The following is a 1,699-nucleotide window of genomic DNA, read 5'->3' on the forward strand; positions in this document are numbered from 1 at the left end:
GATTAATATAAATCCCCGTTTATATTTTAATTATTAAAATGCCCTTAAAAAAAGTATGAATTTAATTCATACTTTTTTTATGTCTATTTTTAATTTTACTTAATCTAAATATCTAGATAATATATAATTTTTCCTATATAATTCATACTTATCACACTTTATCATTTTCACGGAATTTGAAATTTTCATCTTTTTATCATAAGTTTTTACATATTTAAAACCTAAGCTTTCTAAAGATTTTCTAGTTCTAGGATTTTCTTCATATGTAGTTGCTGTTATCTTTTCTAAATTCAAGACCTTAAATCCATACATTAAGGAATACTTAGTCAAATCTGTTGCTATATCATTTCCCCAGTAAATAGGGTTTATACATATACCAATCTCAGCCTCTTTATCTTTATTAGACACATTGTTAAGACCTATATTACCAATTAATTTATTATTTTTTTTATCTATTATAGCCCAGTGATTTACATTTCCTTTTTTATAACTATTTATAAAATAATTTTTTATAAATCTTTTTGTCTCAACTATTGATTTATGAGTTTTTATAGGTAAATATTTAACTACTTTATCCTGACTGTAATACTCAAACATACTTATTGCATCTTCTACACATATAGGTCTTAATATATATTTATCAGTTTCTATTATTTTCATTTGAGGATATATAGAATCTTTCATTAATAGTTCCCTCCTTAAAATAATTAATACTCTTTTATATGCATATATGTTTTTAGATGTTAATCTATTCATAAAATTTCACGCTCTCTAAACGCAAAAAAGCATAAGATAAATTATATTTACCTTATGCTTAAGTATTTTTTATTTTCTATGAAGTTTTGAGTATACTCCGCCTTTTTCAATTAATTCTTTATGAGTTCCTCTTTCTTCTATTCCATTTTGAGTTAAGACTATTATTTCATCTGCACTTTGTATCGTTGATAACCTATGGGCTACAACTAAATTCGTTCTATCTTTTCCTAATTCTTCTAAAGATTTTTGTATTTCTTGTTCTGTTACATTATCAAGAGCTGATGTAGCTTCATCTAATATCATTATAGGTGGATTTTTAAGGAATATTCTAGCTATAGATATTCTTTGCTTTTGACCACCTGAAAGCTTAATTCCTCTCTCCCCTACGTAAGTATCATATCCGTTTGGAAGTGTCATTATAAAGTCATGTATTCTAGCTTTTTTACATGCATCTATAACTTCTTTATCAGTTGCACCTGACTTTCCGATTATTATATTTTCTTTTATTGTGCCTGTAAATAAAAATACATCTTGAGCTACTACACCTATATTTGTTCTTAATGAATTTAAGCTAACATCTTTTACACTAACTCCATCAATTTTTATATCTCCTTCTTCAAAATCAAAGAATCTAGGTATAAGATTACATAAAGTAGTTTTCCCTCCACCAGATGGACCAACTAATGCCACAGTCTTACCAGCTTCTACAGATAAACTTAAGTTTTTAAATACTTCATTGTCATCTTCATAAGTAAATGAAACATTTTCTATTTCTATATTTCCTTTAACATCTTTAAGTTCTATAGGATTTTTAGCTTCTTTTTCAGTTTCTTCATTTATAATTTCTGAAAATCTTTCAAATCCTGTCATACCATTTTGGTATTGCTCTGTAAAGTTTATTAATTTTCTAATTGGTTGTATAAATAAATTTACAGAAAGAAGA

At 25.8% G+C, this 1,699-nt stretch carries 2 protein-coding genes; both read right to left on the minus strand.

Features of this window, described 5'->3' with window-relative positions; genetic code table 11:
• Positions 1-99 precede the first annotated feature (99 nt).
• Positions 100-684, minus strand: coding sequence for a GNAT family N-acetyltransferase (locus RWY47_RS15675; protein WP_168932777.1), 585 nt, complete (start codon positions 682-684; stop codon positions 100-102).
• Between the two features lie 141 nt (positions 685-825).
• On the minus strand, positions 826-1,699 hold an 874-nt coding region (locus RWY47_RS15680), incomplete at its 5' end, for an ABC transporter ATP-binding protein (protein WP_316030366.1).

It is taken from the genome of Paraclostridium sp. MRS3W1 (assembly GCF_032465715.1).
Lineage (GTDB): Bacteria > Bacillota > Clostridia > Peptostreptococcales > Peptostreptococcaceae > Paraclostridium > Paraclostridium dentum.